This is a genomic window from Vibrio sp. Vb0598, assembly GCF_033338935.1.
Taxonomy (GTDB): domain Bacteria; phylum Pseudomonadota; class Gammaproteobacteria; order Enterobacterales; family Vibrionaceae; genus Vibrio; species Vibrio alginolyticus.
The window spans coordinates 155,988-174,401 of sequence record NZ_JAWOTP010000001.1 but is presented as its reverse complement, the minus strand read 5'-3'; the positions used below and the strand labels follow the sequence as shown (position 1 = coordinate 174,401).

The 18,414-nt window shown below is 43.8% G+C and carries 19 protein-coding genes; 10 read left to right on the top strand and 9 right to left on the bottom strand.

All coding sequences use genetic code 11. The features are described from left to right. The first annotated feature begins 471 nt into the window (after window positions 1–471). The 4 genes from R7Q38_RS00835 (at window position 472) to ompV (ending at window position 4,387) form a co-directional block, all read left to right on the top strand. Window positions 472–1,371, top strand: a complete 900-nt coding sequence (locus tag R7Q38_RS00835) for an ABC transporter permease (RefSeq protein ID WP_005373926.1) — start codon at window positions 472–474, stop codon at window positions 1,369–1,371. Further along, window positions 1,364–2,593: a glycine betaine/L-proline ABC transporter ATP-binding protein gene (locus tag R7Q38_RS00830; RefSeq protein WP_318113958.1), complete on the top strand. Its 1,230-nt coding sequence runs from the start codon at window positions 1,364–1,366 to the stop codon at window positions 2,591–2,593. The genes R7Q38_RS00835 and R7Q38_RS00830 overlap by 8 nt, the downstream gene beginning before the upstream one ends. 261 nt (window positions 2,594–2,854) lie before the next feature. After that, window positions 2,855–3,388, top strand: coding sequence for a copper resistance protein NlpE (locus R7Q38_RS00825; RefSeq protein ID WP_005373930.1), 534 nt, complete (start codon window positions 2,855–2,857; stop codon window positions 3,386–3,388). Window positions 3,389–3,610: 222 nt separating this feature from the next. Next, window positions 3,611–4,387 carry an outer membrane protein OmpV gene (ompV, locus tag R7Q38_RS00820; protein WP_017635134.1) on the top strand — a complete coding sequence of 259 codons (777 nt, stop codon included), beginning with the start codon at window positions 3,611–3,613 and terminating at the stop codon, window positions 4,385–4,387. 75 nt (window positions 4,388–4,462) lie between these two features. On the opposite strand, the gene R7Q38_RS00815 is transcribed toward ompV, so the two are convergent. The 3 genes from R7Q38_RS00815 to R7Q38_RS00805 form a co-directional block, all read right to left on the bottom strand. Beyond that, a complete protein-coding gene (locus R7Q38_RS00815; protein WP_318113957.1) occupies window positions 4,463–6,130 on the bottom strand; it encodes an ABC transporter substrate-binding protein in 1,668 nt (555 codons plus the stop codon). A gap of 161 nt (window positions 6,131–6,291) precedes the next feature. Continuing rightward, complete coding sequence (locus tag R7Q38_RS00810; protein WP_005373936.1) at window positions 6,292–6,906, bottom strand: outer membrane beta-barrel protein; 615 nt, start codon at window positions 6,904–6,906, stop codon at window positions 6,292–6,294. A 180-nt stretch (window positions 6,907–7,086) separates the two neighbouring features. Then, window positions 7,087–7,971, bottom strand: a complete 885-nt coding sequence (locus R7Q38_RS00805) for a LysR family transcriptional regulator (RefSeq protein ID WP_005387224.1) — start codon at window positions 7,969–7,971, stop codon at window positions 7,087–7,089. A gap of 93 nt (window positions 7,972–8,064) precedes the next feature. Here R7Q38_RS00805 and R7Q38_RS00800 point away from each other — a divergent pair, with 93 nt between their 5' ends. After that, entirely contained in the window at window positions 8,065–8,946 is an 882-nt protein-coding gene (locus tag R7Q38_RS00800) for a DMT family transporter (RefSeq protein WP_005373940.1), read from the top strand. A gap of 63 nt (window positions 8,947–9,009) precedes the next feature. Here R7Q38_RS00800 and R7Q38_RS00795 read toward each other — a convergent pair whose 3' ends face one another. The 4 genes from R7Q38_RS00795 to pncB all read right to left on the bottom strand — a co-directional run bounded on the left by R7Q38_RS00795 (window position 9,010) and on the right by pncB (window position 12,683). Continuing rightward, window positions 9,010–9,789: a methyltransferase domain-containing protein gene (locus R7Q38_RS00795; RefSeq protein WP_318113954.1), complete on the bottom strand. Its 780-nt coding sequence runs from the start codon at window positions 9,787–9,789 to the stop codon at window positions 9,010–9,012. Window positions 9,790–9,959: 170 nt separating this feature from the next. Next, window positions 9,960–10,478: a glycine zipper 2TM domain-containing protein gene (locus R7Q38_RS00790; protein WP_005373945.1), complete on the bottom strand. Its 519-nt coding sequence runs from the start codon at window positions 10,476–10,478 to the stop codon at window positions 9,960–9,962. 214 nt (window positions 10,479–10,692) lie between these two features. After that, window positions 10,693–11,052, bottom strand: coding sequence for a hypothetical protein (locus R7Q38_RS00785; RefSeq protein WP_017819785.1), 360 nt, complete (start codon window positions 11,050–11,052; stop codon window positions 10,693–10,695). A 320-nt stretch (window positions 11,053–11,372) separates the two neighbouring features. Further along, window positions 11,373–12,683, bottom strand: a complete 1,311-nt coding sequence (gene pncB / locus R7Q38_RS00780; RefSeq protein WP_005373949.1) for a nicotinate phosphoribosyltransferase — start codon at window positions 12,681–12,683, stop codon at window positions 11,373–11,375. 298 nt (window positions 12,684–12,981) lie between these two features. Here pncB and R7Q38_RS00775 point away from each other — a divergent pair, with 298 nt between their 5' ends. From R7Q38_RS00775 to R7Q38_RS00760, 4 genes are all read left to right on the top strand, one after another. Then, window positions 12,982–13,707 (top strand): NUDIX domain-containing protein, encoded by a 726-nt coding sequence (locus R7Q38_RS00775; protein ID WP_005373953.1) that lies wholly within the window; start codon window positions 12,982–12,984, stop codon window positions 13,705–13,707. Between the two features lie 32 nt (window positions 13,708–13,739). Continuing rightward, a complete protein-coding gene (locus tag R7Q38_RS00770; RefSeq protein ID WP_054579245.1) occupies window positions 13,740–14,393 on the top strand; it encodes an isochorismatase family protein in 654 nt (217 codons plus the stop codon). Between the two features lie 29 nt (window positions 14,394–14,422). Then, a complete protein-coding gene (locus R7Q38_RS00765) occupies window positions 14,423–14,779 on the top strand; it encodes a VOC family protein (RefSeq protein ID WP_042523322.1) in 357 nt (118 codons plus the stop codon). 154 nt (window positions 14,780–14,933) lie between these two features. After that, window positions 14,934–15,827 carry a DMT family transporter gene (locus tag R7Q38_RS00760; protein ID WP_064354514.1) on the top strand — a complete coding sequence of 298 codons (894 nt, stop codon included), beginning with the start codon at window positions 14,934–14,936 and terminating at the stop codon, window positions 15,825–15,827. On the opposite strand, the gene R7Q38_RS00755 is transcribed toward R7Q38_RS00760, so the two are convergent. After that, complete coding sequence (locus tag R7Q38_RS00755) at window positions 15,828–16,568, bottom strand: DNA-binding transcriptional regulator YciT (RefSeq protein ID WP_054865466.1); 741 nt, start codon at window positions 16,566–16,568, stop codon at window positions 15,828–15,830. 217 nt (window positions 16,569–16,785) lie between these two features. Between R7Q38_RS00755 and R7Q38_RS00750 the strand changes: the two genes are divergently transcribed. Further along, window positions 16,786–17,265, top strand: coding sequence for a peptide-methionine (S)-S-oxide reductase (locus tag R7Q38_RS00750; protein ID WP_017635126.1), 480 nt, complete (start codon window positions 16,786–16,788; stop codon window positions 17,263–17,265). 38 nt (window positions 17,266–17,303) lie between these two features. Here R7Q38_RS00750 and R7Q38_RS00745 read toward each other — a convergent pair whose 3' ends face one another. Continuing rightward, a complete protein-coding gene (locus tag R7Q38_RS00745; protein WP_170893082.1) occupies window positions 17,304–18,359 on the bottom strand; it encodes an NAD(P)H-dependent flavin oxidoreductase in 1,056 nt (351 codons plus the stop codon). Between the last annotated feature and the right edge of the window lie 55 nt (window positions 18,360–18,414).

Sequence of the window (18,414 nt, the reverse complement as noted above, 5' to 3'; positions counted from 1 at the left end):
TACGCCTTAAACTGGCATATGCCAATAACATTTTTAGCATATGCCAATAAACTAAGTTTGCAAAAATCAACACGACAAATACGTAATACATCAGCATTAATTAGACATCTAATAATTTAGGAATTTTGATGACAAACGAACAAAAAGATCAATTCTAATTAACCGGATAATAAAAACGTTAGTTTGCGCAGATTTTTCATACAAATACACGCTAATGTGTTCATTTTATTGAAGAAGAAAAACTATAATCCAAGCAAATCATTAGTTTGAACACTAATGATTGTTTTATTTAAAAGGATGTATACCTAAGGAACGAAAAAGAGAAGTTTGACGACATTGGCCTGAGCTTAAAGGGTAATACTTTCGATACAGAACCTGTCGAACGACCATTACTTGGCCTAGGTGCCCTACTCTTCTTGCCAAATTAAGTTTCTTGAGAGCGCTTAGGTATATCAGAAAAAGGAAGTACATATGTCTGACTCAAATTGGCTCAGCGAATTCCCGGAAATGGATGCCTCTGATCTCAGGGCGATTCGCAAAACACTCGACGGCGCCTATAGAGATTTCTCTCGCGAGTATGGTGAACTCATTGAGTCTCTGTTTGATCCGCTCCTTGCTTTTCTTGTCTGGTTTGAAAAACTTCTGATTTCTACACCTTGGTTCATTATTTTAGGTGTCTGCACCACTCTCGTTTATGCCGCCAGCCGCTCTTGGAAACTGGCCGCTGCATGTTTTGGTTCGCTGATTCTGATTGGCTATTTTGGAATGTGGGAAGACACTATGCGCACGCTCAGTATCATCACTGTATGTACTATGCTTGCCATAGCACTTGGTATCCCTATCGGCATCGCTATGGCGCGCTCTAATCGCATTCAGTCGGTGGTAACACCATTACTCGACGTCATGCAAACCATGCCGGCATTTGTGTATCTCATTCCAGTTGTGATGTTATTGGGCATCGGGAAAATTCCTGGCCTTATCGCAGTAGTGATCTACGCGATTCCACCGGTTATTCGTTTAACCAATTTGGGCATTCGTCTAGTTGATAAAGAAGTATTGGAAGCCGCAACCGCATTTGGTGCCAGCACTCGGCAACGGCTTTTTGGGGTTCAGCTTCCGCTTGCAATGCCAACCATCATGGCGGGAATTAACCAAACGATCATGATGGCACTGTCAATGGTGGTCATCGCATCAATGATTGGGGTAAAAGGTTTAGGTCAGCCTGTTCTAAAGTCTATTACCAATCAATATTTCACTCTTGGTCTTCTCAATGGTTTAGCCATTGTCGCCCTAGCAATCCTTTTTGACCGTGCTTCACAAGCGTATGCGAAACGCACTCAAGCTCATTTAGGAGACTCAAAACATGACTAGTCCACTTATCGAAATCAGCGGTCTGTATAAAATCTTCGGCCCCAAACCCAATAGCGTGATTGAGCGCGTTAAGTTGGGACATAGTAAAGAGCAGGTTTTAGCGGAAACGGGCCACACGGTCGGACTAAAAGACATCAACCTGCAAATTCAAAAGGGTGAAATTTTTGTCATTATGGGATTATCCGGTTCTGGAAAATCCACCATGATTCGCCACTTCAACCGATTAATCGATCCAACCATGGGGCAGATTTTGGTAGAAGGGGTGGATGTCATGCAACTTTCTAACAAAGAGCTTGAACAGTTTCGCCGTCACAAGATGTCTATGGTGTTCCAACGCTTTGGCTTGCTGCCTCATCGCACTGTTATCGACAACATCGCATATGGTTTAGAAGTTCAGGGAATAAATAAAGAGGCGCGCTTAGAAAAAGCAAATGAATGGTTAGAAACCGTTGGACTGACGGGTTATGAGCACCAGTATCCTGCTCAACTATCGGGTGGACAGCAACAGCGTGTGGGCCTTGCACGGGCACTGGCTACCGACGCCGAAATACTGTTGATGGACGAGGCTTTCTCAGCATTGGACCCTCTGATTCGGAGCGAAATGCAAGATCAGTTGGTAGAGCTGCAACAGAAGCTGCACAAAACCATTATTTTCATTACTCATGATTTAGATGAAGCGCTTCGACTTGGCGATCGCATCGCGATACTTAAAGACGGTGAACTTGTCCAACAAGGTTCACCGCACGAAATCTTACTGCATCCTGCCGATGAGTACGTTGAAGCCTTTGTAAAAGACGTCAATAGAGCGCGAGCACTGACGGTCGAAACGCTGATGCAGCCACCTTCGTACTGTGTTCGCGCTGAAACCATTGAAGATGCGCTGAGTGAAATGAAACGTGTTAAACGTGATTATGCCTACCATGAGACCAATGCAGGCTATCAAGGCGTGATAACACAGCAAGGATTGCTAAACGCAGCGAAGTTAACTCACCTATCAGATTGGCGTGATGATATCTATGAAGAGGTGCCTATCATCTCTCCACATTTAGCCATTGAGCAAGTGCTGACTGAAGTCATGTCGTGTGAATATTCACTGCCCGTCATCGATAAGCACGGCAATTTGAAAGGCGAATTAAATCGTCAGGTTATTGCGGAGCTGTTTTCTGATCAACGAAGCACAAAACGGGGCACTTCACGCTCAAGCTTCAATAACGTTTCTTAGATGATGTTGATAATACAACTCACAATAATGTGGGCTGTTATCAATTAACTCGCTCCCACTCCCCTTTTTAGATATTTATCTGTGGGCTCAAGCTTGATACCCAAAGCAACATTTACATTGTTCTGATTTTCCTGACAATTTCATGCTCATATCCGGTTTTATTGACATAGTTAGATCATTCTATTGCTTTTTGATGACGCAAATCCTCGATAAATGTCTACTATTACTCTCATACAAAATCTTGATTTAAAGAGGGATAAAATGAAAAAGACAATGTTGGCACTAACAGGCGCGGTAATCATTCTTGCAGGCTGTCAAGATGAGAAACCTGCCGAAACAAGCGCAGTTGAAGTACCTCAGGCAACGGAAACTGAAGTCACCACCAGTGCAGACGTTACGACTGAGACAATTGACACGTTACCAGTAGAAGAAGAACAGGTAATTACTGAAGAGACATTTGTAGACTCTGAACACAACGCACAAAGTGCTCTGGACTGGAACGGCACCTACAAAGGAACACTACCTTGCGCGGATTGTGCTGGTATCGATATGACCATCACACTAAATCAAGATGGCACTTACGTACTTGAAGAAAGCTACCAAGACAAAGAAGACGGTCAATCAAAATCTGAAGGTCAATTCACTTGGGACGCTAATGGCAGCATCGTAACGTTGACAAATGAAGATGCACCAAACCAATACTTTGTTGGTGAAAACGTACTTATGAAGCTAGACATGAATGGCGAAAAAGTAACGGGTGACCTAGCACCACTATACAACTTAACGAAACAGTAAGAAGTTAGTATCAATACCTGATAAATACTCCAAATCCGAGCCACCCCAGCTCGGATTTTTTCGCTGTTTTAACGAAAGCTATTCCAGCAACCTTTCTATTCTGAAGCAACATTCTGCTTCTTACCCTGATTGTTCATTACATTTCCATACGCTTTGCCGATAGATGCTTACAACGTCATTTTGTACAGTGTTCAAAACAAAACAGAACAACTCGGAAAAATGATGAAAAAAACATTAATTGCACTACTTACTCTGACAGCTGCTGGCTCAGCTTTCGCTGGCGATACTTACATTCGTAACGGTAACATCTACAACAACGAAGGCGGTTGGAACGTAGAAGCTGGTGTGGCTCAAGGCAGCGATCTTTTCAAAGATCAAAAGCATAATACAGCACCAATTCTCAACGGTGGTTACCATGGTGACGACTTTAATGCCGACCTAAGTGGCATTAACTACCGCTTCTTCGGTAACACCAATGAGTTAATCAACATGAGTGCCTACCTTGTAGGTAGCGGTGTAATGCGCGACGGTGATACCGCGAAAAGCCTGAAAGGCACAGATAAACGCCGCTTCGCCGTCGATCTAGGTTTAAACGCAGACTTTACACTGGATCAAAACAACGTCATTTCTACGTACCTTCAGCACGATATCAGTGGTGCTTACAAAGGTTACTTAGCGGGCGCGACTTACTTCCACATCATGAAATTCGGTAGTGTTGATTTTGTTCCTTTTGCTAACCTAACTTATCAAAGTGAAGACTACGTAGATTACTACTTTGGTGTGAAACAACGCGAAGCAAACGCAAACCGCAAAGCATACAAAGGTGATTCAACGGTAAGCTATGGTGTGGGCTACAAACTTGTTATGCCGATCAACGACAACTGGCAAGTAAGCCAAATGACACAATACACGCGCCTAGGCAGCGGTATCAGCGACTCTTCTATCGTTGATAGTGCAAACCAATGGGTTGTTGGCGCAAGTGTGTCGTACAACTTCTAATCCGACACGCCCTTATAAAGCCATCATTTCGATGGCTTTATGCGTTGGACATTTGCATCATCTTGCACACAGACGTTAGTGTGAATGAGCAATCCATAACCTATGTAAGTCGCTATAGCCTGTATTCTTCACCTGCACACCTCGCACTTGCTGTGTTTTTGTCACTTCTTCGTAGCCAACAAACAAAGGCAAATATAGGTACTGATCGCGCAGCGCTTTCTCTAGGTTTAATAAAGACTGTAGCGAGTGATCATCTGCCATCGCTCTGCGAACCTTTTCTCTATGGCTTAACATCTGGCTTTGATCAAAACTAAAACGCAGTCCAGTTGCTATCGACAGCCATTCGAAGATGCCATATTCAAATGGTGCTTCCATGACTTCCTCAATGAAGAGCAAGTCTGCTTGGTGAGACACTACCTCAGGAAAACTAATGTCATCAATAACGACGATCTCCAACTCCAATCCCGTTGCACGAATCACACTGTGCAACCATTCGGAATGACGAATTAAACTCGGAATCGTCCAGACAGGTTCAGCTAATACCACTTTACCTTTCAGTTTAGGTATCACAACACCATCTGTTATTGATAAATCTTGCTCGTGAGTCTCTAACTGAATGCTGTCAACGGCACTTGGCGCATCATAAATTCGCTTTTGCACATGGATGTAATCAGCGAGTTGATACCAAGTTTCTTTTGTGAGTTGGGATTCCGCGCGTTCGCGGTAGGTCACATATGAAAATGCGCTAATTTTTTCCACTTCAACGTGATCGGAGCTTTGGTTAAAGCTCAACATATTTAAGGTTTTAACATCACCATGAGACAGCGTTATTTGATCTAACAATGCGCGTGCTGAAAAATACTCTTTGTGCGCTTCAAGAGTCATACTCTCCTGGTTCCAGCCGCTGATTTTAAATGGCCCAGTCCCTATGTGGTAGGAATAACTAGAACCGAAAGAGACGACATCTCGACACAGAATAGACGCATGAGGAGTTGCTAGCATGTATGGAAACAACTTGTTCGGATGCTTCAATATGATTTTTAAGCAGTTAGATGTTTCTGCAACCACGCTATCAATGCATTGCCAGAGCTCGTGAACTGGTCCTTTTATCTCCCTAAGTCTTTCTATACTCCAAACCACATCCTGTATGTTAAGGGGTTCGCCATCATGGCGATATATGCCTGGCCGCAACCATAACGTCATTACCTTGCCTTCCATTTTCCATTCGTGTGCTAACGATGGCTCGATACCACCATTGGAATTTTGGGTCAGCAATACGTCATAAACGCTTTTCGCGACGTGTAATTCAGTGTGACGGTAAGTATTCGCAGGGTCGATTTTGGATACCCAAGGGTAAGAAGAAATCAAAATAGCGTTATTTGATTCATTCAATCGATTCACTTTTTCAGATGCGATAGTTAGTGCTCTAACCGCGGTTTGACCGAACCAATCAATAAGTTTCGTTATTGAGTTCATTCTTCCTCTGCCAAGCTCCTCAACCAAAAACTCGGTCATCGCTTGTTGGAGGGAAATATTAATACTGAGACGGCTAGCGTTACTTCGGCCAATCGCAGGTTGCCAATCGACCCAATCGTAAGTGGCAAGCTTTTTCATCACAATAGAAACATTGCGCCTCGACGTGCAAATCACCGCTTCTAGCTCAGAAAGCGTAACAAGGTGATACTGGTGAGGTTCAAAGTGCTTTAACAGTAGATCCAGATACCTAAGATTGACATCGTTCACAAAGATTCCTAAGAGTTATTCCAAAGCAAAAAAAATAGCACAGGACGCTTAGCAACTAAACTTCCTGTGCTATATCTAAACAAATTCAAAGCTTGGACTCAGCTCGACCAACAGAAGTCAAAAACGTTTACTAAGCCAAGAGGTAACTTGAATAAGTATTCTTAGAAACGGTAGCTCATACCTACAGAGAACACATTGATGTCTGCATCAACCGTTACTTTTTCATTGCCAAATTTCGCAATGTCTAGCTCAGGCATCATGTATTCCCATTCAACTTGTAGAGCAAAGTTTTCAGTAATAGCGAACTCTGCGCCTAAACCGTACATGCCTGTTACAGTGCTGTCAGAAATGGTGGTATGGCCTGCGCTACCGTCAATCACAGAGTTGCTAATTTTGAATTCAGCATTGAAGTAAGAAAGACCAGCTTTAGCAAAAAGGTTGAAACGATCGCCAATCGGTAGAGTCGCTTTTGGCTGAATCGATAGATACTTCATGTCACCAACAGTAACAACTTTGCCGTCTAAAGCATCGTAGCCACCAATGGCTGCTTCTAGAGAAATGTATTCGTTGAATTTGTAACCACCGAATACTTTGCCTGAAAGGCTTGAGTCATCTTCAAGTTTAAGTTTAGTGCTAGCGTTAGTACCACCACCATTGATAGAGCCATTAACATCACCAAACGATGCTTGACCTACAGATGCACCAACGTAAGGAGCTGCGTTTGCAACAGAACATGTTGCTAGAAGGGCTGTCATTAGCCATGTTTTTTTAAACATTGTATTTCACTGCCTGTTAATTATTGAGGTTGTGTTTTGCCCATCCTTAAGCATGCCATGCTGTCCATTTCACTTGGTTTCAAAACCAAGTGGATGTTAATGAATAAAAACTCAATAAAACATGAAATATTTAGACACAACTTTGCCACTTTCTTTCTTAATTTTGACAATTTAGTCATTTCACAAGCATTGCTGCTTCAACCAGTTAGTGAGCTTGATGATTTCCGCTTGCTTGGCTCGACTCTTTTTATGAATAAAATAAAAGCTGTCTCCGGTTTCCAATCCATGAGAAGGGATGTACACCAAATCGTGCGCTTTATCTCTTTCATTGAGCATAAAATCATTCGCAAATGCGATGCCTTGGTCATAACGCGCCGCCTCTATTGCCAACAACATATGACTAAAATGTTGAACATCGACATCTTTCGGCAAGGTGTAACCGCCCGCTCTGCACCACTCAGCCCAGTCTTTTCCTCTCTCACGATAAATTGAGTCTGTCGACAAAATAGGGTATCGCCAAAGCGCTTCTGGAATCGGTTGATCTTGCAACTCTTTCCAAATTTTATGGCTGCAGACCGGATACAGCGTCTCCGCGTATAACTTTACCGACATGTAGTTTCGCTTTGGCTTTTCTACCGTGATGAAACAATCGCCAACGCTGTCTGTCTGTTCAGGATCACCAACGACCATATTGAGTGTCAGATCGATTTCTGGATGTAAGCGCTTAAAATCAGACAAACGCGGAATAAGCCACTTTACGGCAAGCGAGCTATAAATCGCCAACCGTATGCTGCCTTTGTCCCCTTCTCGCACCTTTTGGCTGGCCATCGCAATTGAGCTAATTGCTGGGCTAATATCCTCTAAATAGCGGGTGCCCGTATCGGACAAAGAGAGCTTTCTGCCTTGACGGATAAATAATGATTCACCCAAATAATCTTCTAATAATCGTATCTGGTGGCTAACGGCACTTTGCGTCACATTGAGTTCTTCAGCAGCAAGCGAAAAGCTAGAGTTTCTGGCAACAGATTCAAAACAGTGAACAGCTCTGAGTGGTGGCAATTTCATTATCTAAAAATCTCATACTTAAACTAATAAATATCACTTCACTTCATCCTATGACATCACCTACTCTTTGGCAAAGAAAGAGGAGAGGAAAAAGTGAAAGTTACATCGGTCGGAGCAGCGATGCTGCTATTAATTGTTGGAAATCTCATTGCGGTGCTTTCGGACTCTTTAATTAAAAGTGTCGGAAATGAAGTGCCTATTTTTCAATTTGTCTTTTTCCGACAAATATCAGCGGTGCTTTTCCTGCTGCCAGTCTACCTGCTAACAAAAAATGCGCCTTTTCTTGAAGGGTTTAAGTGGCATGCTGTTCGCGCTCACGTATGGTTACTTGGTGCAATATTCATGGTTTTGGCGATCTCATCTTTACCGCTCGCAACTGCGAACGCGATCTTTTACGCCGCGCCATTGATCATGTTGCCACTTGCAGCAATCTTTTTTGGAGAACAGTTGTCTAAGCAATCGGTCGCTGCAGCGATAATGGGCTTTGCCGGTGTATTGGTCATCATTCGTCCAGACCAAATCGATTGGGCAGCCATTTCAGCTTTAGTTGTTGCAATTACTTTAGCAATCAATAACTTGCTCATTCGAAAACTGCCAAAAAATCAGTCTGTGATGCAAACGTTATTGATGACAAACTTGGCAGGTATTCCAGTAGCCTTCTTGCTTGTTCTGATCGAAGCAGAACCTTGGGACTGGAGTGCTTTCCCTGTTGCTGCTGGCTCAAGTTTGTTCATCATGATTTATGCAGCAACATGTGTCATCGCTTACCGCTCGATCGATAGCAACAAAATTGCGAGCGCTGAATACAGTGGCTTAATTGGTGCCGTGTTTGTGGGATTGATTTGGTTTGGAGAAGTGCCAGATATATTTATGGCAATAGGAACCATTATGATTGTTGTGCCTCTGGTTTGGCTTTCTAAACGAGAGCGTCGCAAGAAAAAGTTGCAAGAGCAACAAGAAGCGCACGTTACTTAAAGTTGTGCTCTAGCCCAAAGACTAAAAAACCGAGCCGTAAGTGCTCGGTTTTTTTATGTGGCTCTAATCGTTTTTTACGTAAGCGACTACGTGAGATAAAAACTGCCTTGCAAAGCGATCATTAAACCGGATGCGATATTCATGCTCGGCTTCCGACACTAGACGCCAGCCTTCAGCAAAGTATTCTTTGATATCATCAACCGCCTCTTCTTTATTTTTGATGTGTTTCGCGTTCCACTGATAAGTGCAAGAGACAACGATCAGCCCACCCACCTTGGTGGTTTTTTTTAGAGCATTGATCACGCTAAGTGGCGACTCACATTGATCAATCACATTTAAACATACGACTAAATCAAAGCGAGATTGGAGAGTATCAAGCTCAAAAGGCTGGTTAATTAGCGTCAAATCAACATGAGCACATTTCTGTACGATATCTCTATTCTCTACCTCTAAAGTGTTTAAGGTGTTCACATCGTGAAGGTAAGTAAGCTCGACGCGTTGTTCTTCTATTAATAGTTGCTTCAAGCCATCCATTAACCTATTTGAAGGCTCCACAAGCGTCGCTTCTCTAAGGTTAGGTAAGCGTTGCACTAACTCATAATAATTTCTTCCCAGCGCCGCCCCAACCTCAAGTAGGGAATACGGCTGAACGCTGCTTTCGATTACCGCCTGCGCAATAAAATCAGCAACTTGGGAGCAGTGAGGTGATGACAAAAAAGAAAGTGGGACTTGTTTTGAGCGACTGGTTATCATCTCAATCTGTTGATCCTCAATGAACTTGTCGAACCATTGCGCTTCGAAATAACCAGCCAGACCGTGCTCGGCCAGGTAAAAATCTTCCATGTTTTTTCCGTTCGTACTTTAAGAAAAGTGATTGTATCGAACGCGGAAATTAACGGGTATTTCTGGCCGCACATTCCAATAGGAAAACAGATGAAAACGCCGCTTGTGTGAAAAAGCCCTTTCATCTCAAAGATAAAAGGGCTTGTTAATCGCTTCGGTTAAGTCGCTAACTATTGTGGTAGAACAACGTTACCATCTTGAATTGGGAACGTTTTTGTCGCTGGCTTGCTCGCCAAACGAACCGTCGTTGGTGCACCTGAAACTTCGTAAGTGACGTCGTAACCCACTACTTTATCAGATGTCGTATATTCTGTATGACACTGTTTTTTCGTCGTTGTTACTACATCACCTTTTTGCACATTCTCCTGGATCTTACGACCTGTCAGTGCACCAGCAATCGTACCAGCTGCAGTTGCAATCACTTTACCTGAGCCACCACCGATTTGGTTGCCCAGCGCTGCTCCAGCTGCTGCGCCACCAACCGTACCAATAATTTTATTGTCATCCGCAGGGGCAACTTGCTCGGTTACTACCACGTCTTTACATACTTGGTGCGGCTTTTTCACCGTTTCAGTCACCGCTTCAACCAAAGTAATGTTTGCTTGAGTTGGAGCTGGTGGCGTTTTGTCTTTACAGCCTGCTAGTACAGCAACAACTGCCGTTGCAATTGCGATAGATTTCATATTCATGATTTACATCCCAGTATGGTTTGCTTTGATGAGCGTTATGGTAAATCGCAAAAGGGAAATCACATCAGACGAAAACAAACCCTCTGTTATTAACAAGTAAAGAAACACTGTTTTATAAGAGGTACGTCAAGAAACACTCAGCAGAATGTCAACAGAGCTAAAACTGTATCACTACTGATTATGATTGGGCTGGACTAGTCTATGAGATTTATTTTTAAGCCAAGCTCAAAAATAGTTCGTCATCCGTTAAATACTTATGACGGTGGCTTAGATTACGCACGTGCATAAACATAAAATCAGGGAAACCAGGCGCTATAATGTTATTTGGTTCCCAGCATACACCGCCAACAAACACATATCGCCCCTGCTTGTCATCTTCGTGAAGGGGGTTATTAAGAGGAGAAGAAAACTCTGCTCGGCAACCTTCAACCACACAAACAATTTGTCCTTTAAAAAGGCCAATCACGCGCTTTACAAGATTTGCCTTGATACCACACCTCCATGCTTGGCGAGTGGCCATCTCATAGCCATATTTTCGGATCGCTTTCTTTTGCAAATGTACTACTAGGTTCATTTTGACTCCTGATTCAAGCAACTACGTGAAGCCCAAAGTCATAAAAGCAGATAGACGTCTATACCCGAGTGAGCTCATGGTACGTGGGAATAAACTACGTGATTAGACTGAGTTTAGTGTCGGATGAGATACACCGTCCACGATGCTGTAACGTATCGATTTACACCAATCAAAGGCAGATAACACATCAACTTTTGAGTGCTTTCCTGCGCTGTATCTGGTTACTTCTGTATATTACTATAACGAAATCACCCTCCACGTTTACCTATATAAATTTGTCGTAACGATAGAGGGTGCTTATCATGGAGAGAGGATAACGCCTACGCGTCGATGAGATAATTTTGACCTTCAGTTTCTAAACGATCAATCATTTTACGACACTCATTTAAATCAAGAGGTTGTTCAAAGCGGCGCTTGAGATTCATCAAAAAGAAGATATCTTCACACATGGCTTTCTCAGGTTCGTCACTGATTTTGGCGACCGGTGAACCATTGCACGTGACCATTTTTATCACGATAGAAAGTGGCTGGTAGGCTTCACCATCTTTATTGACATAATCACCCATATCATTGGCAAGAAAAGTACCGATACCAAAACTCACCTGAATACGTCCTTGGAAATACTCGCAAATATCTAACGCTTGTTCGAAGTTAAGTCCGTCGGTAAACACCAGTGTTTTTGTTAATGGGTCTATATTCAGCGACTGGTAGTGTGCAATCATTTTTTCACCCCAGCTATAAGGGCAACCACTATCGTGACGTACACCGAAGTACGCGTTACTTAGTTCTTCATCAAAGTCTTTAAGGAAAGCATCGATACCAATCGTATCGGTTAACGCAATACCTAGTGCACCATTAAACATTTTTTGCCAACGTTGCAACGCCACTTTTTGCGAATCTCGCACATTCACCAGAGCTTGGTGTCCCATAAACCATTCATGAGCAACGGTGCCGATAGGCGTCAAGTTTAGCTCTTTTGCTAAGTGATAGTTACTTGTTCCTGTCAAACATTCCGGCACTTCCTGGCACAAATATTCCAGCATAGTGCGCTGAGCTTGGAAGGAAAAACGTCGACGCGTCGACATGTCAGAAAATTTAAAGTTAGTGATTTTACGACGTTTTAGTTCCGACTTTAGGTGCCGAACTTTCTCTTCTAAAACAGTGGTAAATTGCGCAACAGGGATATCTGACCAACGCTGACGGCTACGAACTTCAGACACGATACTCATGATGATCGTTTCGTACAAGATGGTATCTCGCCACAAACCGTTAATGGTAATTCTTAACTGGCTTGAGCCATCAGCCATGGCTTTATTATGGAAAGAGACATCACTTTGTGGGTTGAAACGGAAATGGCGCAGTGCATCAACAAAGTCAGGATTCAGGTAAGGCGCGACACGCTTAATATATTCAATTTCTTCTTGCGTAAATTGAATATCTTGCAGTTTAAGGACTTCGGCTTTTACCTCAGGCAAAAGCTCAGAGAGGTCTTCCTCACTGCGCACGATAAACTTATATGACACCATCGCATCAGGGTAAAGCGCTGTTACAGCACTCATCATATTGACTTTGTAGACATCGAAATCCAAAGCGCTTTGAATGATGCGGGAAGAAAATAGTTTGGTGGTCATTAGGTGCCCTTCTACATGCCCTTCCTGGGTATATAACTTTTTGTTACTAACTAATTTGCGTAAACAATAAACACCCATCTATAGTTTGTCAACTTTTGTTACTAACCACTCATTTTTATAAGGTTTTTTTGTCTAGAATTCGAGCAAGCATTGTGAATAAGTCAGAGTCATCCTTAAATTTATGCTCAAACCGTATTACGAACACTACCAAAAACGTTTCTAACAACTCGTTACTTACCCATTGATTGACCACTTGTTATGCGCTAGATTACTTACAAATCAATATTAGGACCCAACCATGATCGTATCTGTCGACATTATTCCATTCAGGCTATCTGGCTGTGCCGATAAGGGATTGGAAGTGTTGTTGATTAAACGTTCAAATCCAAATCGGCCATACCATGGAGTCTGGGCACTACCGGGCGGATTTGTCTTTGATAAAGACTTAACCAGTGAAGGCGGACGCCCGGCCGATGAAAACTTTGAAGCGGCGCGTCGCCGAATTTGCCGTGAGAAAATCCATACCTACCCTCGCCATTTTAGCGAAGCGTTTATCGACGGTGATCCAAAGCGCGATCCAGAAGACTGGAGCTTAAACATTACGCACTACGCCTTAGTCGATCGTAACAATGTAGAGCAAATAAATAATGCAGGTGTACCGGAATGCCAACTTAAATGGTTTTCGCTACAGGCTATTCTCAATGGAGAAGAAACCCTCGCATTTGATCATCAAAAAACCATTGAAAAAGCGTGGCAAAAGCTTCGTGCATCCATTGAATACACATCGGTTCTTTTGTTTGCATTAGACAAAGAGTTTTTGGTTGCGGACATCATTTCTGCTTATCAAGAGTTTGGTATTGATATCAGCCGAATGACGATTAAGCGCCGCTTGATAGATTCAGGCGTACTAAAACCCACTAATAAAGTCGCTTCAACCAACAAAGGCAAAGGTGGAAAACCCGCAATGGTATATACGCTGACTAGCGACGAAGTAACCTTTTTTCAAAACTGTTTGCGTGGATAAACGCAGACAATCAGACAGACAAGGAGTCTGCCATGACTGTTCGAGTAAACTATCAAACTACAGCAGTGATCGACGTTGATCCAGAGAAAGGCTTTAGTGAGTTATGTCCAAATGAACTGCCCGTTGCAGGTGCGTTGGAAATCGTACCGGAGCTTCTGAGTAATCATGCCAAAGGCCGATTAAAACTGGTCAGTCGTGACTTACACCCACCAAAAGCAAAGTGGGATGCAGAATCGCCATCCAATATGCTTGAGCCCGTTGGTTTACCGAATGTGGATATAAAGTGGAACCGTCACTGTGTGCTTGGCACAACAGGTTCTGAGCTGCTAGATGGTTTACCACCCGTGTTGGACTACGATTTTCAAGTTAATAAAGGCATGGATCCTGATGCGCACCCTTACGGTATTTTTTTCCATGATATTGCCGACACTAAAACGACAGGTGCGCATGAATTTCTAAAGTTCAACGGGATTGATACCTTAGTTATCGGTGGCCTTGCCTTGGACTTTTGCGTGAAAAAATCCGTCATGCAAGCGCTGGAACTTGGCTACAATGTGGTAGTTAATCTTGCTTCAACTCGAGCGGTGCTGCCTGATAATGTAGAGAATGTGCTGACAGAGCTCAGAGATAATGGCGCATTATTTGTCGAAAAAGCGGACGACATCATCGTAGAAAAGTTCGCTTAGAAACGATAGTAACCGAGAAGGATTTCACCATGCATCAACATGAAAAATTGAATTACGTTGAATTTGGTTCCACTAATGTCAGTGCGACCAAACAATTTTTTGAGCGTGCTTTTGACTGGAGCTTTACCGATTATGGTCCAGAATATTCTGCATTTTCAGGACAAGGGTTGGATGGCGGATTCTTCAAATCTGAGTTTATAAACCAAACCGCAAATGGTGGCGCACTTTTAGTATTTTATAGCTCAGACATTCAGGCCACTCAGACAAAAGTAGAGCAGCATGGTGGAAAAATTATCCGCCCTATTTTCGAATTCCCCGGCGGCTGTCGATTCCACTTCACTGAACCGAGTGGAAATGAATTCGCAGTATGGTCAGAGAGCCATTAAGTGATCACAAATCAACAACACACCATCAACGTGAGCCCAAGCTAGCCAGATCCGGAACTGGCATTACATTTCTGGTTGACCTCATCCTTGGTTTAATTCACTGTTAGCGCAACAATTAATCGATGAGGCGCTAGACCTCGACCAAGGATGTCAAATGACTGCCGTCAGTTTTTTTCGCTTACTCTGCCTCGCTGCTATTTGGGGTGGCTCGTTTCTGTTTATGCGAGTCGCCGCCAACACATTCGGGCCGGCTTACTTAATCGAATTTCGAGTTACATTTGCCGCCGTCGCTTTGTTATTGATCGCCGTATATTTGAAGAAGAAACTCACGTTAACTGCGCATACTAAACACTTCTTTATTATTGGCTTATTCAATAGCGCAGTTCCATTTTTACTCTTTGCGTACGCAGCCCAGACACTGAATGCATCAACTTTAGCAATATTGAACTCAACCGCCCCAATATGGGGAGCACTAGTTGGCTTTGTTTGGTACCGCAGCCCACTCACAGCGAAATCTGTTCTCGGTATGCTAATAGGCATTGGAGGCGTTGCAGTCTTGGTCGGCTTAGATACTTCAACCATAGGTGAAGAAGCCATGCTCCCTATTGCCGCCAGTTTGATGGCTTCTTTCAGCTATGGCATTGCTACCAACTACACTAAAAATGCGCCACAAGTACCAGCTTTTGACAATGCTCACGGCAGCATGTGGGCGGCGGTTATTTGGGTACTGCCGCTGCTACCATTCTTACCAATGCGTGCAGAACCAAGTCATTTCGAATGGAGCTCTGTTGTCACGCTCGGCGTTGTATGCACAGGGTTCGCTTATTTGCTCTATTTCCGCTTAGTTTCTGATATCGGCCCAGCGTCAGCACTGACTGTCACTTTTCTTGTTCCTGTTTTTGGTATCTTATGGGGCTACTTGGTGCTAGATGAGCCCGTCGGCTCTAACACCATCATAGGAACAATTCTAGTGCTTAGCGGCACTATGCTAGTCACCGGTTTCTCCCCAACAGCAATGCTCGCGAAGCGAAAACAAAGCGTTGCTTAATCAGCCTAATATAACTTCCACACCTCGCTTTTTGATTTGTTCAAGGTCGCTTTTCGGAGCGGCTTTGTCAGTCAGCAGCACTGATATTTCGTCAGTCTTACCAATTGATGAGGGATAAATTTGCCCAAATTTACTAGAATCCGTTAGAACAATATTGCGCCTTTTTTTCGCAATGATGGTTTCTGCGATCTCAGCACGCATCATGTCGCGGCTAGTAAAGCCAGTGTCTTGATGGAAGCCGTCAATACCCAAGAAGGCTGTGCTGAAATGAATGTTCTCAATACACAACTTAGTCAGCGGTCCGACCAAGCTCTCGCCTTGGTGCTGATACACGCCACCAAGCAAGATAATGTTGGCAGAAGTGTTACGGATGAGATGGGCGATATACGCCGATGGCGTAATGATGGTCACATCGCCGCGCTCAGCCAAAGTCCGAGCCAACAACGCATTGGCACTGCCCCCTTCAATCAGCACTGTCTCATTCGATGCGACCAAATCCGCAGCTTGGTTTGCGAGCGATTGTTTAATATCGAAACGAACTTCCAGGCGGGCATCAATGTCATCACTTTGCAACGCGGTAGCTGCGCCGTGAACGCGCTTTAGGTAGCCCTGTTGCTCCAGAAAGTTCAAATCCTGTCTGATGGTCACGCCCGACACGCCAATGATGTCAGAAAGCTCCGTGACTTGAACGCGTTTACGGTCGTTCACTAATTGCAGAATTTCATTTTGTCTTGGGTTCACAGATTCGCTCCTTATTGATGAGCTTACAGTATACTCACCTGATGTTTCATATGAAAAGAACTTGAAAGTAAAAAGGAAAAAGCACGTGGTCTGATTAGCCAAGCTGCACCTTGCGAATATCGCTCCCATCAACAGATAATAGGGCAACGAAAATGGGATGGAAGAAGAGGGGTTAGCTCCCTACATCCCAACAACGGTAAAGACTAGGATAAAAGTGATGGAAGAAATTTACTTCGCTGGCGGCTGCCTTTGGGGCGTGCAAGAATTTATGCGCCACCTTCCGGGCGTAATCAACACAGAAGCAGGGCGAGCAAATGGCACAACGGATAACACTCAATCCGAATACGATGGCTACGCAGAGTGCGTGAAAACCCAGTTCGACCCTGAGCAAGTTTCGGTTGAAACTTTAATGGGGTATTTGTTTGAGATAATCGACCCTTACAGCGTTAACAAGCAAGGTGAAGACGTAGGTAAGAAGTACCGTACTGGTGTTTATAGCCAAAACGAACAGCATCTCACCATCGCGAAAGCGTTTATCGCAGCGCGACCGGACGCCGACAAGATCGCCGTAGAAGTACTGCCACTTACAAATTATGTGCCAAGTGATGATGAGCACCAAGACAGACTCACAAACTTTCCGAATGATTACTGCCACATCCCATTAGATTTACTACATAAATACAGGGATAACTCGTAACCATTCAGTCAGCATCGCTTTAAAAGGCAAGATGCATATCAGTTTAAATCGATGCCTTCCACTAATGACAATGTCATTTCTGCCGCCGATATTTCCTTACAACCCGACGAGTTTTGTCCGCACCACAACGGTGTGAATTCATCTCGGTTTTGCTTTTCCATAAGCGCTCTTAGTTGAGCCATTTCAATGGAGGCGTATGGGAATTTCGGCGCAAACTCACTGATGTAGCCTAGCTCCGACATCGCGCGATTCACAATGCCTCTCGCTGGTCGGCCCGAGAAAACATTGGTCACAGCGGTATGTTGCGCGCGTTCACTGGCAATGGCATATCGATGTAAAGACGATGTTTTCGCCTCATCACACAACAAATAGGCGCTGCCAACTTGAACGGCACTCGCTCCTAATCTCAACGCGGCTTCCACCCCACTTCTATCAGCGATTCCGCCTGCAGCAATAACAGGCAAATTCACCCGTTTGGCGATTTGTGGTAATAACGCCATCAAACTTAATTGAGTAGTTAAATCATCCGATAAAAACATACCTCGGTGTCCACCAGCCTCCAAGCCTTGGGCGATAATACCGTCAACGCCTTTTGCTTCTAGCCAAAGTGCTTCGTCCACCGTAGTCGCTGACGAAAGGATCTTCCCTCCCCACCCTCTAATTCGAGCTAACAGATCATCGTCTGGCAAACCAAAGTGGAAACTGATCACTGGCGGTGCAAATGGTTCAATCGCATCAGCAATATCATAATTGAAAGGCATCCTTGTCGGAGCGTTTGGCTGAGCCTGAACGGTTGCATCAACCTCGGAAAAATACGGTTGCAGCGTTTTTTGCCACTCTTCGTGCTTGTTGGCGTCATACTCCGGCATTTCATGGCAAAAGAAATTGAGGTTAAACGGTCGGTTAGTTGCCTGCTTGATAAGTTGAAGTTCTTTTACGATGGCGTCTTTGTTCAGCATTCCACAAGGTAACGAGCCAAGCCCGCCAACATTACTGACGGCTATGGTCATTTGGCTGTCTTGCACACCGGCCATTGGCGCTTGAATAATCGGTAACTCTGTTCCCAAAAGTGTATTAAATACCTTGTTTATCATGCTCTTTCCTTGAAAACTTAACCTTTACCTGTGATGGATCTGCGCCATCGTTATC

What these genes read in the sequence shown, in the direction of transcription:
- R7Q38_RS00835 (WP_005373926.1), top strand. Translation starts at nt 472, where the DNA reads ATGTCTGACTCAAATTGGCTCAGCGAATTCCCGGAAATGGATGCCTCT.
- R7Q38_RS00830 (WP_318113958.1), top strand. Translation starts at nt 1,364, where the DNA reads ATGACTAGTCCACTTATCGAAATCAGCGGTCTGTATAAAATCTTCGGC.
- R7Q38_RS00825 (WP_005373930.1), top strand. Translation starts at nt 2,855, where the DNA reads ATGAAAAAGACAATGTTGGCACTAACAGGCGCGGTAATCATTCTTGCA.
- ompV (WP_017635134.1), top strand. Translation starts at nt 3,611, where the DNA reads ATGAAAAAAACATTAATTGCACTACTTACTCTGACAGCTGCTGGCTCA.
- R7Q38_RS00810 (WP_005373936.1), bottom strand. Translation starts at nt 6,906, where the DNA reads ATGTTTAAAAAAACATGGCTAATGACAGCCCTTCTAGCAACATGTTCT.
- R7Q38_RS00805 (WP_005387224.1), bottom strand. Translation starts at nt 7,971, where the DNA reads ATGAAATTGCCACCACTCAGAGCTGTTCACTGTTTTGAATCTGTTGCC.
- R7Q38_RS00795 (WP_318113954.1), bottom strand. Translation starts at nt 9,789, where the DNA reads ATGGAAGATTTTTACCTGGCCGAGCACGGTCTGGCTGGTTATTTCGAA.
- R7Q38_RS00790 (WP_005373945.1), bottom strand. Translation starts at nt 10,478, where the DNA reads ATGAATATGAAATCTATCGCAATTGCAACGGCAGTTGTTGCTGTACTA.
- R7Q38_RS00785 (WP_017819785.1), bottom strand. Translation starts at nt 11,052, where the DNA reads ATGAACCTAGTAGTACATTTGCAAAAGAAAGCGATCCGAAAATATGGC.
- pncB (WP_005373949.1), bottom strand. Translation starts at nt 12,683, where the DNA reads ATGACCACCAAACTATTTTCTTCCCGCATCATTCAAAGCGCTTTGGAT.
- R7Q38_RS00775 (WP_005373953.1), top strand. Translation starts at nt 12,982, where the DNA reads ATGATCGTATCTGTCGACATTATTCCATTCAGGCTATCTGGCTGTGCC.
- R7Q38_RS00770 (WP_054579245.1), top strand. Translation starts at nt 13,740, where the DNA reads ATGACTGTTCGAGTAAACTATCAAACTACAGCAGTGATCGACGTTGAT.
- R7Q38_RS00765 (WP_042523322.1), top strand. Translation starts at nt 14,423, where the DNA reads ATGCATCAACATGAAAAATTGAATTACGTTGAATTTGGTTCCACTAAT.
- R7Q38_RS00760 (WP_064354514.1), top strand. Translation starts at nt 14,934, where the DNA reads ATGACTGCCGTCAGTTTTTTTCGCTTACTCTGCCTCGCTGCTATTTGG.
- R7Q38_RS00750 (WP_017635126.1), top strand. Translation starts at nt 16,786, where the DNA reads ATGGAAGAAATTTACTTCGCTGGCGGCTGCCTTTGGGGCGTGCAAGAA.
- R7Q38_RS00745 (WP_170893082.1), bottom strand. Translation starts at nt 18,359, where the DNA reads ATGATAAACAAGGTATTTAATACACTTTTGGGAACAGAGTTACCGATT.